11 protein-coding genes are annotated in these 14,474 nt (G+C 68.7%); 3 read left to right on the top strand and 8 right to left on the bottom strand.

All coding sequences use genetic code 11. The features are described 5' to 3' along the window. Nucleotides 1-29: 29 nt before the first annotated feature. From ACZ5VQ_RS03720 to ACZ5VQ_RS03700, 5 genes are all read right to left on the bottom strand, one after another. Nucleotides 30-2,939 carry an ATP-binding protein gene (locus ACZ5VQ_RS03720; RefSeq protein ID WP_469103497.1) on the bottom strand — a complete coding sequence of 970 codons (2,910 nt, stop codon included), beginning with the start codon at nt 2,937-2,939 and terminating at the stop codon, nt 30-32. 170 nt (nt 2,940-3,109) lie between these two features. Then, nucleotides 3,110-4,117 carry a (-)-alpha-amorphene synthase gene (locus tag ACZ5VQ_RS03715; protein ID WP_469103496.1) on the bottom strand — a complete coding sequence of 336 codons (1,008 nt, stop codon included), beginning with the start codon at nt 4,115-4,117 and terminating at the stop codon, nt 3,110-3,112. Continuing rightward, nucleotides 4,101-5,480, bottom strand: coding sequence for a cytochrome P450 (locus ACZ5VQ_RS03710; protein ID WP_469103495.1), 1,380 nt, complete (start codon nt 5,478-5,480; stop codon nt 4,101-4,103). The genes ACZ5VQ_RS03715 and ACZ5VQ_RS03710 overlap by 17 nt, the downstream gene beginning before the upstream one ends. A 326-nt stretch (nt 5,481-5,806) precedes the next feature. Continuing rightward, nucleotides 5,807-6,460: a TetR/AcrR family transcriptional regulator gene (locus ACZ5VQ_RS03705; protein ID WP_307518849.1), complete on the bottom strand. Its 654-nt coding sequence runs from the start codon at nt 6,458-6,460 to the stop codon at nt 5,807-5,809. A gap of 26 nt (nt 6,461-6,486) precedes the next feature. Then, complete coding sequence (locus tag ACZ5VQ_RS03700) at nt 6,487-8,544, bottom strand: galactose-binding domain-containing protein (protein WP_469103494.1); 2,058 nt, start codon at nt 8,542-8,544, stop codon at nt 6,487-6,489. 321 nt (nt 8,545-8,865) lie between these two features. Here ACZ5VQ_RS03700 and ACZ5VQ_RS03695 point away from each other — a divergent pair, with 321 nt between their 5' ends. The 3 genes from ACZ5VQ_RS03695 to ACZ5VQ_RS03685 all read left to right on the top strand — a co-directional run bounded on the left by ACZ5VQ_RS03695 (nt 8,866) and on the right by ACZ5VQ_RS03685 (nt 11,072). Next, entirely contained in the window at nt 8,866-9,468 is a 603-nt protein-coding gene (locus tag ACZ5VQ_RS03695) for a hypothetical protein (protein WP_469103493.1), read from the top strand. Between the two features lie 10 nt (nt 9,469-9,478). After that, nucleotides 9,479-10,279: a fibronectin type III domain-containing protein gene (locus tag ACZ5VQ_RS03690; RefSeq protein ID WP_469103492.1), complete on the top strand. Its 801-nt coding sequence runs from the start codon at nt 9,479-9,481 to the stop codon at nt 10,277-10,279. 109 nt (nt 10,280-10,388) lie between these two features. Continuing rightward, nucleotides 10,389-11,072: an NUDIX domain-containing protein gene (locus ACZ5VQ_RS03685; RefSeq protein ID WP_469103575.1), complete on the top strand. Its 684-nt coding sequence runs from the start codon at nt 10,389-10,391 to the stop codon at nt 11,070-11,072. Nucleotides 11,073-11,166: 94 nt separating this feature from the next. Here ACZ5VQ_RS03685 and ACZ5VQ_RS03680 read toward each other — a convergent pair whose 3' ends face one another. The 3 genes from ACZ5VQ_RS03680 to sthA form a co-directional block, all read right to left on the bottom strand. Continuing rightward, nucleotides 11,167-11,934, bottom strand: coding sequence for a sulfite exporter TauE/SafE family protein (locus ACZ5VQ_RS03680; protein ID WP_469103491.1), 768 nt, complete (start codon nt 11,932-11,934; stop codon nt 11,167-11,169). Between the two features lie 313 nt (nt 11,935-12,247). After that, the gene (locus tag ACZ5VQ_RS03675) at nt 12,248-12,868 is read right to left on the bottom strand and encodes an L-threonylcarbamoyladenylate synthase (protein WP_055611488.1); all 621 of its coding nucleotides are present in this window, start codon (nt 12,866-12,868) and stop codon (nt 12,248-12,250) included. A 153-nt stretch (nt 12,869-13,021) separates the two neighbouring features. Then, a complete protein-coding gene (gene sthA / locus ACZ5VQ_RS03670) occupies nt 13,022-14,425 on the bottom strand; it encodes a Si-specific NAD(P)(+) transhydrogenase (RefSeq protein ID WP_362079052.1) in 1,404 nt (467 codons plus the stop codon). Between the last annotated feature and the right edge of the window lie 49 nt (nt 14,426-14,474).

Here is a 14,474-nt window from a genome sequence, read left to right as displayed (position 1 = left end):
GTCCGGGTCCGGGCCGCCGGATCATCAGGTCACGGACGAGGGCGAGGGAAGGTCTCCAGGGCTCTGGCGAGGCCGGAGGCGTCGGTGCCGATCTTGCGGTAGACCGAGGAGAGCAGTCGCGTCACGCCCTGCTCGGTGAGGTTCAGTGCCTTCGCGACCACCGCTGCCGGGAGCCCCTGGGCCGTCATCTCGGCGGCCTTGCGTTCCGGCGCGGTGAGCGTGTCCGTCTGTCCGTAGCGAAGGGGCAGCGGCCGCAGTCCGGCTGCCGAGAGTTCCGCCCTGGCCCGGGTCGCCAGAGCCTCCGCACCGCAGTGGACGGCGCCTTCCTGGCCTTGGTAGAGGCGGTCCGCGGCCTCCTGCAGCCTGCCGTTCCGGGAGAGAGCGGCCCCGTGGCCGACGAGCGCGCGGGCCAACTCGTACGAGGCGGGCGACCGTTCGAGATGCTCGATCGCCTCCGTGTACAGGTCGAGCGACGCGGGTCCGCCGGTCACCTCGGCCTCGGTGTGGAGCGCCTGGCCGATCGCGGAGGCCGCACCGAAGTCACGGGCCCGCTTGACGGCGTCCTGGGCGAGACGGATCGCCCGGTCGGGAGCGGTGTGGGCGACGGCGGACGCCAGCTCCAGCTGCCAGGGGCACCAGGTCGGGTTGCGCCAGGACCGTGAATCCAGCCATTCCCCGACCTCGGAGAGCAGGTGCTCGGCTTCGGAGTGCCGGCCCTCGGCCAGGAGCAGTTCGGCGTACACCGTGCGGGGATCCGGGTAGATGACGGCGTTCGGGACGACCTCGCCGTAGTGGTAGACGTCGGCGAGCTGTCGCGCCTCCTCGGTCCGCCCACGGGCGAGAAGGGTCTGGATGAGGATGCCGATGGCGAACCACTGGGCCGGCACCGCTCCTTCCACCCGGTCGGCGGTGCGCAGTCCCTCACGTACGAGGTCCTCCGCCTCGGTGAGGCAGCCGCGACGGTAGCGGATGTAGCCGAAGAGCGTCTGGCCCAGCGCCAGATGGGAACCGCGCCACCCCTTGGTCTCGCACTCCGCCAGACCCTTGGTGAACAGCTCTTCGGCCCGGCGTGGCTGGTCGCAGTAGGCGAAAGCCACGGCGACCGAGACGGGTACCTCGAAGCCACGGTTCTCGGCCGTCCAGCTCAGTCCGCCCCGCAGAGCCTCCTCGGCATACTCGAGAACGGTTTGCCGCGGCTCACCGCGCATCATGGCGTCCCAGGCCCGCAGGCCCAGGATGTACCGCTCCTCCAGACCGCGGCCGGTCAGCCGCCCGGCCAGCCGCGCCAGCTTGCGCGAGCGGGCGGCCGAGTCGGGCTCGTCGGTACGGAACGCGCTCCACACGAAGTGGTCGGCCTGCATACGCAGTCGGATGCGTGGATTGGTCGCCTGCTGCGCCTCGTCGGCGGCCACGGCCGCGGCCTCGGCCACCCGGTCGATGTGGGCCAACGCCTGGGTCAGCCGGTAGACGATGGAGGCGCGCAGGTCGGGGTCGACTCCGGGCTCCGCCAGAGCCGCCCGGAGATGGCTGACGGTGGCCGCGGGTTCGAGCAGGAAGGTCGAGCAGGCGAGTTCGTGGAGCAGCGCCGCACGGTCCTCCGGAAGGGGCGGCTCCTGCAGGGCCCGGGTCAGGACGCGCCGGGCGGCCTCCGGGGCCCCGGCGCGAAGGTACTCGCGGGCCGCCTCCCGCAAGCACGCGACCGCCTCTGGCCTGCCCTCGCACGGGACTTCCAGCAGATGCCGGGAAGCCGCGGTGGGGCCGAACCCCGCAGCGTGGACCGCCTCTGCCGCCGCGTTGTGCAGACCGACCCGCAGACTCGCGGAGATGTCGCGGTAGACCGCCGTGGCGATCAGGGGGTGTACGAACTCCAGGCCGCGTCCCTGACCCGGGGCGTCCTTCAGGATCCGGGCGGTGCGCAACCTCTCGGTCGCCTCGGCGGCCTCTTCGCTGCCGACCACCGCGATGGTGGCGGCGAGCTCCGGAGAGATGGATGTACCAAGGACGGCCGCGGCCCATGCGAAGCGGACGGTGGTCGTACCGAGCCGGTGCAGTCGGTCGAGCAGCCCGGGGCCTTTGACCGCCGAGGCGAGGTCCCGCATCGTGGACAACTCGTCCTGTGTGCCCTTCAGACGGCGCTCGCCGAGTCGGATGGCGAGCTCGACGGCCTCGAACGGGCTTCCGCCGGTGGCCGTCCAGCACTCGTCGCAGAACTCGTCCTCGGCTTCCTCACCCAGCTCGTCCCTGACCAGGCGTGCCACTCCCACGGACGTGAGCGGTGCGAGGGAGTAGGGGCGGTTCCGGTGGCGTTCGACGAGTGTGCGGAAGGCCGCCGCCTCGTTCGGCAGTTCGTCGGGCCGGTAGGCGGCGACGATCAGCAGCGGGAGGTCCTCCCCCCGTGGGGCGAAGGAGGCGAGCCAGTTCAGGGACTCGGCATCGGCCCAGTGCATGTCGTCCAGGAGCAGGATGACGGGCGCTTTCATCACCGTGAGGCGCGTCATGACCCAGTCGAGTCCGTCGCGCACGCCGGTCGGGTCCGGCACCCGGGCGGTGCCCGTCGCCTCCAGACCGAGCGCGGCGGAGACGATGTCGTACCAACTCCCGAGGAAGGCCCGGCGCTCGGTCTCCTCCATCGCCGCCAGGGCGGGTTGCACGAGCTGGCGCACCACGTGGAAGGCCAGCTCCTGCTCCTTCTCCCCGCCCTTGCCCGAGAACACCGTGAATCCGTGTGCCACGGCCCGGGCGCGCGCCTCCGTCATGAGCGCCGTCTTGCCCAGCCCGGCCGAGCCGGTGAAGGTGAGCAGTCCGGTGTGCCGCGGTCGGGGCACACCGTCGCCTGTGTCGCTGAGGTCGGCCAACGCGGCGTCGATCGCACGGAGTTCCCTATGACGCTCCAGCAACAGATGGCTCTCGGGGTCCGGTTGCCGCAGCTCATGCGCCATATGCCCTATCGCTTCCTGTTCGTTGATCCTTCGGAAGGCAGCGATGAGCGTACGCCCTTGCGGACATCGGGTGGTCGTATTGAGCAATGAGTACACAGGGAAGGGCGAATCATGCACCGGAACGGTTTGAGTGCCTTCCTTTCAGGTAACGTAAGTTGATTGGTCTGCGTTCAATTGACGGAAGGCATGGCCGCCGCGTCCGCGTAGCGCGGCACGGTGCGGGACCAGTAGTAGCACCCGCGGATCCAGCCGGACATGCCCTCCACATAACCGACGCCGGCCGGGCTCAGCTCCGGCTTGATCTTCTCGTAGAGCGCCTCGAACTCGCCGATCGTGCTGTTGATCCGTCGGATGGCCAGCGTGACGGCCCCCGACAGGGAGCATGCGTACGCACGCTGATAGGCGAGGGCCAGGTTGATCATTTCGCCCGCCTGTTGCTCCTTGACCGCGGAGAAGAGGTCGGGTATCCACACCGCCGCGTCGGCCGACAGCCGTCCCAGACGCCGCATGACGGGATGGTGGAGTTCCGCGGGGTCCAGTTCGTGCGGCTGAGCGGCCTCGCACAGCGGGTAGAAGGGCTCGACTCCGGCGGTGAGCGAGCGTATCGAGCTGCACAGTCCCATCCCCACGGGAGGCGAGTGCGACTGGGCCACCGCCTCGTACAGCAACCCGTGCACGTACTCACGGCTGTTCCACGCCCACCGCGCGGCCTGTGCGGGCGTGCACCGTTCCTGGACCTGGCGGTGGAGATCGGCCAGCGCCGCCCCGAGCGGGGTGCTGGGCGGTTGGCCGTCGCGCAGGATCCCGATGCTCTCGGTGAGCATGGGCAGGAGGCGGCCCGGACGCCGTCGGCCGACCTCTTCCGCCTGGTCGTCGAAGATGAACTGGTAGGCGATCTGGTTGGCCACGATCTGGAGGACATCGCTGTCCACGGTCGGGCTGTTGTAGGACGCGAGTTCCGCCGGGCGGGTTTTGACGATCATGGCCGCGACTGCCGGGTCGTCGGTCAGTCCCCAGGTACGCAGCCAAGTGTCGACGCCTGCCGCCGATTCTGATTCATGGCGGTTGCTCAGAAAAGGGAACGGCATATAGAGATTGGCGTCGATGAGGTCCTTCAAGTTGTCCGCGGGAGTTTCTTCTTGCAGAGCGACCGTGATTTCCTCATGCGTTGTCGACACCGTTGTCACCTGCCGTTCGGGGTTCCTGCGCGCGGGATGTCACCGTGGCTCGGGGAGCGAGAGAACGGGCACTGGGTGGTGTGCCGACCGGTGTGCGTGCGCGTGGTTCGCAGATCATCGGCAGCGACCTCGGCCCCAACGTCACGGCGGGGCGCGGTTGTCCGACCGGTCCGGGCGGGTGGCGCAGCCGCCAGTGACCGGAGATGGTCGCAACGGCAACCGTGGCCTCCGCCATCGCGAACGCGTCCCCGATGCACTTGCGGCTTCCCGTGGCGAAAGGGAGCATCGCGCGGTGCTGTGCGGCACCGGTCAGCTCCGAACCCGGCAACCAGCGCTCGGGCAGGAACAGTTCGGGGTCCGGGAACGACGCGGGATCGTGGTGCAGGAGGTAGGGGCTGTACAGGACAGTGGCGCCCCTGGGGAGCCGGCGCCCGGCGAGCTCTGTCTCTCTGGTCGTGACACGCGTGAAGAGCCAGCCCGGTGGTGAGTGGCGCAGCGTCTCGGTGACGGCGGACCGGGTGTAGGTGAGCCGCGACAGGTCGTCGAGGCCGGGCCGTCGCCGGCCGTCGAGCACGGTGTCGACCTCGGCGTGCAGATGGCGCTCGGTCTCCGGATGCTGTGCCAGGAGGCTGAAGACGGAGGCCAAGCACAGTGCGGTGGTTTCCACGCCGGTGAGCAGGAGCGTGATGAGCTGGTCGTGGACTTCCTGTTCGGTGACCGCCGCGTCCTCGCCCCCGTCGCGCGCGGCAGCCAACAGCGTCCCCAGCACGTCGTCGCGGGGAGCGCCCCGCCGCCGTTCCGCTATGACGGAGTCGATGATCCCGTGCAGCCGGTCGACCGCGCGCCGATAGCGACGGTTCGCCGGTGTGGGGACACGGAACGGGGCGTCGACCGGCACGACCGTGCGGACGAACAGGCCACGGACGATGGTGCCGAGGGCGCTGCGCAGCTGGGCGGCCCTGGTGTCGTCGAGCGAGTCCGAGAGGAGGACACGGCTGGTCACCCTTGTCGTCAGGGCCATCATCGCCGCGCTGACGTCGATCCGCTGCCCGGCCCGCCACGCCCGGCACACCGACCCGGCCTCCTCGCCCATCAGTTTCGTGTAATCGGCGACGCGAGAGGCGCGGAAGTCCGGCTGGAGCAAGGTGCGCTGCCGTCGGTGTGCCTCCTGGCGGCAGGTGACCAGCCCGTCACCCATCAGTGCCCGGAGCCTGTCGTACTGCGAACCTCCCTTGTCGAAGGTGCGCGCGTCCATGAGCATCCGGTGGACCAGCTCCGGGTGGCACACCATCCAGGCCCGCAGCGGGCCCAGGCGTAACTCGACCAGATCGCCCCGGGCGGGCAGGGAATTCAGAAAAGCCAACGGCCGACGGAACAAAGCGATACCGTGGCTGAGGCTTGGGAATATGCCTGGCGCAGTGCCCACAGTCCATAGTCGATCCGGTTCGGGCATGGCCTCGCTCATCGAAAACCACCTGCCTCAGTCGACTCACGTAAATCGGTGAACGTGCCACCGGCTCGGTGCTTGAGTCATGTCCTGCCCAGTTCAACTGCTGTCGGCTCCCCAGATCCACGTTCCGTGGGGGCGCACAGGAGCACAAAGAGGCGTTGAGTGAGACATTGTTGATGCATGCTGCATTTACTGGAATTGCCTTTCGTCACTCAAGTGGCCTTTTGTGAAGGGTCACATCAGGGGGACGAAAAAGAGGAACCGGCGGGCCCGGATCCTGTACGGGGCCGGAGTTCGTCCGCATCGCGCACGAGGCCCGCGACATGGTCGGTGATCGTGTCGAGGATGTCGGCCCAGGCCGCGTCGTCGCCCAGCACGAGGAAGTTCAGGGTCAGCCCGTCGGTCATGGCGGCCAGGTAGCGGGCCAATACAGGGGCCGGGACGCGGAGTTCGAAGTCCATGCTGCGGGCGAGCTGTTCGACGAGCTCGGTGTAGGTGTCGCAGTACAGCTGGTACTGCCGCCGTGCCAGATGCTCGAACCCCGGCTGGCGCAGGGCGTACTGCGTCAGCTCGTACGTGAGCATGTGCTCGCCGGGATGCGCGGACACATGGTCCCAGTAGGCCTGGAAGCCGGCCCGGACGGTCTCCCGAAGGGTGGCCTTCGGCCTGATCGCTTCCCTGACCACCGTGACGGAGTGCTCGGTGATCGTCGTGATCACGGACTCGATCAGGGCCTGCTTGGAGTCGAAGCAGTAGTGGAAGACGCTCAGGGACAGACCGGCCTCCGCGGCGATGGACCGGGTCGTCGTCCTGGAGACGCCGTCCCGGGTCATCGCGCGGATGGCCGCTTCGGTGAGCTGCCGACGCCGTTCGGCCGACGGCATCCGTGCCATGGGTGTTCCCTTCGTTCCGGTGGGCGTCAGCTGCTGTGGACGCCCACCTCGTAAAGGGAGTAGCCCCAGTCGGTGCCCCGGTCCAGCCCGTGGATCCGTACATGGCGCGCAGGCACGCCGTTGAACCGGGCCGTGTCCAGACCGCCGTCACCGGCGGTGGTGGACCAGACGGACTGCCAGGTGGTGCCGTCGGTGGAGACCTCGACGCGGTACGACTTCGCGTAGGCGCGCTCCCATTCGAGGGTGACACGCTTGACCGTGCTCGTGGAGCCGAGGTCGATCCGGAGCCACTGGTCGTCGCTCCAGTCGCTCGCCCAGCGGGTGTCCGTGTTCCCGTCCACCGCACGGCCGGGGGCGTAGCTCGTGAACGGGTTGGACTCCGACGAACTGGCCGACGCGGACGCGCCCTTGGCGAGATTCACCCCCGCCTTGTGCCCCTCCGACGCGCCCCAGGTGTCGAGATACGACTCGGCGCCCCGGAAGAGGTCGTCCACGACGTCCTGGCCGCCGACTTTCCGGATGTCCTCGATCCAGTCCGGGACCAGCCCGTAGTGCGAGGCACCGTCGGTGTTCAGGTCCCAGGTGCGCGAACCGGTCGTCTGCTTGTCGATGACCGAGCCGCCGTCGGTGCTGCGGAAGGGGTACGTCACGGGGTTCGAGGCGTCCGTGCCGCGCGGGGCCGGCCAGCCGCCGACGCCGTTCATGTCGGTGCCGTAGCCGTATCCGACGTCGTACTTCTCGCGCAGCGCCTTCGTGCGGTCGGCCTCCGCGCTGAACCCCTCGGATCCGTGCATGTACTGGGCGATGAAGCCGCCGAGACCGTAGACGCGCTCGGTCCAGTTGAGGTCCATCCAACTGTGCGAGGAGAGTACACCGGGGTAGGACTCCGACTCGAAGATGTCGAGGGCCCGGCCGGTGGCCTTGACGCTCATGTGGTCGACCTCAAGCATCATCTTGCGCTGCATCATGCCGCGTACGGCGTACTCGCCCAGCTCGGTCAGCCCGCGTTTGTTGCACTGGGCGTCATCGTCGTACGACGGGACCTCGACCCCCGCCGGCAGCTCCTCCTCGGCGCCCGGTGCCGCCGCACCCCCGATGGGGTTGTCGTGCTGCGGGCCCGTGCACTTCTCCGTCTGCCAGAAGGTGCCGGTCGACAGGAACTGGCCGACGTTGATCGCCGTACCGAGGCCGCCCTCGTCGAAACGGACCCCGCAGAGCGCGTTGTCGAACTTGTGGCAGAGGAACATGCTGCGTACGCCCAGGTCGTACAGCTCGTCCAGACCGGCGTCGATGTCGTCCTTGTCGCACTGCGCGATGTCCAAGACCTGCTTGCAGCCGAACGGCTCGGACGTCTCGACGCCCAGGATGACGGCCAGCTTGCCCTGCTCGATGACACTGCGCGCCTGCGCGCTGTCCGTGACGATCCGGAACCAGCCCTTGCCCGTGCCGCCGTACATCGCGTCGATGTAGTCCTGCATGTCGTACGTCAGCTTCGCCTGCAGACGGATGGACGTCATCTCGTCGCAGCTGCGGTCCTTGAAGGGGTAGACCGAGCAGATCACGCCGTTGGTGACCAGGTCGTTGACGAGTACGCGCTGTCCGCCGCGCCAGGCCCGCTCCACCCAGGCGTAGTAGTTCTGCTGGTGGGTCAGCGAGTCGTAGGCCGGCCAGTCCTTGAACGTGGGCCACCCGTCGGGGTCGTGCTTGCCGTCGCCGCCGTTGGTGATGAAGTCGAAGATCGCGAGCGAGCCGTCGGGATAGTGCTCGGGGCAGTCCTTGAGCGCGTCGGCCACTCCCGCCTCGGAGAACGGCTTGCCGCAGATGAGCCGGCCGCCGAAGGCCTCGTTGGCCATGATGTGGTTGTGCGCGTCGACGAACCCGCGTACCTCGCCCTGGGAGTTGGTCCCCTTGAAGGGCTCACCGGTGACACCGATCTGGGAGTCCGGTGCCGGCCGCGCGACCGGGTTCCACCAGTCCGTCCCCGCGGCGGAACTCGGAGTGGGGCCGAGCGTCACGGCCATCACGAGCAGGAGCAACGACAGAACCGTGACGGGTCTGCGCCTGTGGTGCGGCTGTTGAGTCATGGTCATCACCCACGTCTTCGGTCGGCGGACGGCGCAGTCGATGAGCCGGCCGGCCGGGGCTCGACACCCCGGCAGCTGGTTGTCATGACTCGTGCAAACGATGGGTCGAGAATCGCTACTGCGGTGAACGGAGTCAAGAGTCCGGGACAGATGACCTGATGGTTCGTCGGCCGTGACGGGTCGCGGCGATGAACAGCTGGTGCACATGGGCCTCTTGACGGCCCGTTGGTCTAGTCCTACCTTCCAGTCAATCGTTCAAAAAGGCAGTCATAGTTCATGTCTGTGAATCCCGATTGAACCCCCCACGCCCAAGGAGCCGACATGCTCACGCGCTTTCGGGCGCTCACCGTGACCGGTGCGGTGTGCGCTTCAACGTTCCTGGCCCTGCCGAACGCCGTCGCCGAGGTGGAACCCGGCGGCTGGACCTCGGTCTCTCCCACCTTCACCGTCCAGGAGCGAGGCTGCGGACAGGTCGACGGCCTGACCTTCCAGCTCACCTGCTCGACGGCAAGCGGCGACCAGCGCGCCGAGCGGCGGTACGCCACCTACACCGGCGGCACCCGCCAGTTCGAGGGTTACTTCCGGATCAGCAGCCTCAGCGGCACCCGCATCAGCCTCAAGCAGACCTTCAACGAGTCCGCGGCGGGCCCGTACTTCATGCTCGCCGTCGAACGCGGCGGGCGCCTGTACGCGGTCCACGGCGGCGCCACGCTGTCGAACGCGGGCACGGTCGGCGCCACGGTCCGCGTCAACACCGTTCACCAGGTGGGCAGTTCGCACCGCACGTACATCAACGGCTCGCTCCAGCACACCTACGCGAGCCCCGGCGGCAGCTTCTACGACAAGTTCGGCGCCTACCGTACCAACAGCGGCAACGGACCGGCCACCGTCGCGTGGAGCAACGTCCGCTTCTGGCGCAAGTAGCCGAGAACCGATGAGTGTTCCCGTACGCGTCGCGGCGCCGACAGCGCTCGTCCTCGCCCTCCTCCTGGCGCTGTCGGCCTGCTCCGCCACACGGACGACGGGCGAGAGCGGGGCGGACAGGCGTCCCGCGACCACCCGGCATCCCGTGGCAGGGAAGGCCGATACCGCCTCGGGGGTCGTACTTCGTGCCGAGCGCACCACACCCACCGACATCGATCTGCGCTGGCAGGGCGGTGGTTCGGGTGCCTCCGGCCACATACTCGAATTCGCGACGGAGGAGTCGGGACCGTACACCGTCCTGCAGTATCTGCCACCCAGCGTGAGGAACTACCGGCACCCCGATCTGATGCCGAACACCACGTTCTTCTACCGGCTGCGGGCCTTTCACGGTCCTGCCTCGGAGCCGGTGAACGTCACCCTCCCGAAGGGGGAACTGAAGGCGGCGGACGAGAACTCCAGCCACGACTGGCTGCCCGCACGCAAGGATCCGAAGCGGACGGCCCCGGGCCGGCCCCTCCGGTCCGCCGGTGCCGGAGCGCCCACCGGATTCAAGGCCGCGGTCAAGCATGCGAACGGCATCCTCTTCACATGGACGGACCACGCCTCCGACGAGGCGGGGTTCCTGCTGGAGGCCCGTACGAGGACAGGCTCGGCCTACGAACCCGTCGTGGTCCTCGATCCCGACGTCAATTCCACCGGGCTGATCACCCTGCCCACCGAGAAGGAGGCGTCCTACCGGGTCCGGGCCTTCACCTACGGCGAGCGGTCGAACGTGGTGCGGCTGACCACCGGCGAGTCCACCGGTCCCTGACCTGCCTGACACGGACCGGACCAGGATGGTAGAAGCAGGACATGACCACTTGTTCCACCTGCACATTCACCTCCGGCACCACCCGCACCTCCTCTCCGGCCGGCGCACGATGACCGCGGGCATCGACACCCCCGACAGCAGGGGGCGCACCGGACTCGACCGGGTCGGCCTCGACCTGACGGGAAACCACCGGGTCAAGGTGCGGGACGTGAAACTGCTGTCCTGCCACTGGTACGTGGAGCGCACCACGACCTTCGACTTCCAGCACGCCGACGGCACCTGGTCCACCCAGGAGCGCGAAACCCACGACCGCGGCAACGGCGCCACGATCCTGCTCTACGACGAAGTCCGCGAAACCGTGCTGCTCACCCGGCAGTTCCGCTATCCCGTGTACGTCAACGGCCACCCGGACGGGATGCTCGTCGAGACACCGGGCGGACTGCTGGACGAGGACGACGAACACCCCGAGGTCGCCGTACGCCGCGAGGTCATCGAGGAGACCGGCCACACGGTCGGAGACGTCCAGCGCGTCTTCGACGTCTATATGAGCCCGGGATCGGTCACCGAGCGCGTGACCTTCTACGCCGCCTCGTACGGACCGGCCACCCGCACCCACGAGGGCGGCGGCCTCGACGAGGAGGGCGAGGACATCGAGATCGTCGAACTGCCCTTCCGCCGGGCCCTGGCCATGATCCGCACCGGCGAGATCGCCGACGCGAAGACCATCATGCTGTTGCAGTGGGCGGCGCTGGAAGGGCCGTTCAGCGGGAAGGACGCGTCCGCCACCGAGTAGTCCCACCCCGGGCGCGCATGGAACCCGAGCAGTCCACGCGGCACGTATGGAAGAGGTCCTCCGCACCGGTGCGGAGGACCTCTTCCATGTGCGCTCAGCGGAGCAGTAGTTGGACGATCGCGACGGTGCCGACCGCCACGATCAGGGCCCGTAGAGCTGCGGGGCTGAAACGGCGGCCGATCCTGGCCCCGAACCGGCCGCCCAGCGCGGAACCGCAGGCGATCAGTGCGACGGCCGTCCAGTCGAAGTCCGCGACGAAGAGGAAGAACGTCGCGGCTGCTGTGTTGACGACGGCGACCAGGACGTTCTTGACGGCGGTGAGGCGCTGGAGCGACTCGTCCAGGAGCGTGCCCATCACTGCCACGTAGATGATTCCCTGCGCGGCGGCGAAGTAGCCGCCGTAGACGCTGGCGAGGGTCATGCCGGTGAACAGCAGAGGGCCGCCGTCCTTGCGGGCCGGGACGCCGGTCCGTGCGCGGCGGCCGCGCAGGAACTTGCCGATCAGCGGCTGGAACGCGACCAGAACGAGGGCGAGTCCCACCATGACTGGCACGATCCTCTCGAACGCCGTCGCGGGGAGGGCCAGCAGGAGCGTGGCGCCCGTCAGGCCTCCCAGCAGGGCGCCGACGCCCAGTTTCAGGATGCGCCGGCGCTGGCCGTGCAGTTCCTCCCGGTAGCCGAAGGCTCCGCTGATGTTGCCGGGGATCAGCCCGAGGGCGTTGGAAACCGTGGCGGTGACGGGCGGCAGACCGGTGGCGAGCAGGACCGGAAAGGTGATGAGCGTCCCCGAGCCGACCGCGGTGTTGATGCCGCCCGCGCCCACCCCGGCGGCGAACACGGCGAGTCCTTCCAGTGGTGTCACGCGGCGCCCCGCCAGGCGTGATCACTGCCCGTGGTCGGCCGGACGGCGGCGGCACGGCGGAAGAGGCGCCGGGAGATGTTCATGGAACCGACGCTAAGCGGCGAACGCTTCGGCACCCGCCGAAGTGTCCCGGCCGTTCCCGCCCGACTCCCGGCCCGGCCGCGAGCCGTTTCCACCCGGCGTCCGGCCCGGCTGTGAGGTGTTCCCACCCGGCTCCCGATCCGGCCGCGAGCTGTTCTCACCGGGCTCTCGGCCCGGCCCAGCGTCGGCGTGCGGCGCGGCTCCACCGCCGGCCGCACCGCCGAGCGGCGTATCACTCGAACCGTGCCGTGTCGCCCGCTCCCTTGCGCACGATCTCGGCCTCGCCGCTGGAGAAGTCGATGACCGTGGTCGGCTCGGTGCCGCAGTCCCCGGAGTCGATCACCGCGTCGACGACGTGGTCGAGCTGTTCCTTGATCTCCCAGCCCTGGGTCATCGGCTCCTCCTCGTCGGGCAGGAGCAGGGTGCTGGACAGAAGGGGCTCACCGAGTTCGGCGAGCAGGGCCTGGGCGACCACGTGGTCGGGGATACGGACCCCGACCGTCTTCTTCTTCGGGTGGAGCAGCTTGCGCGGCACCTCCCTGGTCGCGGGCAGGATGAACGTGTAGCTGCCGGGGGTCGATGCCTTGATGGCGCGGAACACGTCGTTGTCGACCTGCACGAACTGCCCGAGCTGCGCGAAGTTCTGGCACACGAGGGTGAAGTGGTGCCGGTCGTCGAGCCGGCGGATCGACCGGATCCGGTCGATGCCGTCACGGCTGCCCAGCTGACAGCCCAGCGCGAAGCAGGAGTCCGTGGGGTACACGACGAGCGCGCCCGCGCGGATGGAGTCGGCGACCTGGCTGATCGTCCGCTGCTGAGGATTTTCGGGATGAACGTCGAAGTACTTGGCCACGTGCCGAGCTTATGCTCTCGGCCCCGGCGGCCGACGCAGGCCCGGTGAGGAGGTCCCGTGCGGAGTTCCCGTGCGGTGTCCGGTGCCGGTGTCCGCGGGGCGCTGGTGAGCCGGGCTCACCAGCGCCGTGAGCGGGTTCGGCGTGGAGGGGAGTCAGTCCCTGAGGCGGTCGATCTGCCGGATCTTGTTGGTCGCGTCCAGGGCGGCCACCTTGTACGACTCGGCGAGCGTCGGGTAGTTGAAGACGGCGTCGACCAGGTAGTCGACGGTTCCGCCGCAGCCCATCACCGACTGCCCGATGTGGATGAGTTCGGTGGCGCCCGTGCCGAAGCAGTGGACGCCGAGCAGCTTCCGGTCCTCCGGGGAGACCAGCAGCTTGAGCATGCCGTGGGAGTCGCCGATGATCTGGCCCCGGGCCAGTTCGCGGTAGCGGGAGATGCCCACCTCGAACGGCACGCAGTCCTCGGTGAGTTGGTCCTCGGTCTTCCCGATGAAACTGATCTCCGGAATGGTGTAGATGCCGATCGGCTGGAGGTCGTGCATCCGGTTCACCGGTTCGCCGCACGCGTGGTACGCCGCCGTACGCCCCTGTTCCATCGAGGTCGCGGCCAGCGCCGGGAAGCCGATGACGTCGCCGACGGCGTAGATGTGCGGCACCTCGGTGCGGTAGTGCTCGTCGACCGTGATCCGCCCGCGCCGGTCGGCGGACAGCCCCGCCTTGTCCAGGTCGAGCTCGTCGGTGAGCCCCTGCCTGCCCGCGGAGTACATGACGGCGTCGGCGGGGATCTTCTTGCCGCTCTCCAGGATGGTGAGCGTGCCCTTGGGGTGCTTCTCGACCGCGGCGACGGTCTCGCCGAAGCGGAACGTGACCGCGAGGTCCCGCAGGTGGTACTTGAGCGACTCGATCACCTCGACGTCGCAGAAGTCGAGCATCCCGGGCCGCTGTTCGACCACGGTGATCTTGCTGCCGAGGGCGGCGAACATGGAGGCGTACTCCATGCCGATCACGCCGGCCCCGACGATGACCATGGAGCGCGGTACCTGCTCCAGGTTGAGAACGTTGTCGGAGTCCAGGATCGTCCGCTCGTCGAACTCGACCGTCGCGGGCCTGGCCGGGCGCGTACCGGTGGCGATGACGATGTTGTCGGCGCTCAACATCCGGTCGTGGCCGGTCACTTCGCGCAGGGCGACGGTGTGGTCGTCGACGAAGCGGCCGGTGCCGGCGAAGAGGGAGACATGGTTGCGGGAGAGCTGGTTGCGGATGACGTCGACCTCGCGGCTGACCACGTGCTGGGTGCGCGCGGTCAGGTCGGCGACGGTGATGTCCTCCTTCAGGCGGTAGCTCTGCCCGTACAGATCGCGCTGGGTGAGACCGGTGAGATAGAGGACCGCCTCGCGCAGAGTTTTCGAGGGGATGGTCCCGGTATGGATGGAGACCCCACCGACCATGTCGGGGCGGTCGACGACGGCGACCCGGCGGCCGAGCTTGGCCGCGGCGATGGCGGCCTTCTGGCCGCCCGGGCCGGATCCGATGACGAGCAAGTCGAAGTCGCGCACCTCCGGAGTCTGTCAGCCCGAGGCTCTCGCCCGAAAGGGTGAACGGGTG

It is taken from the genome of Streptomyces sp. NPDC033178 (assembly GCF_055577685.1).
This window is presented reverse-complemented; position numbering and strand designations above follow the sequence as displayed.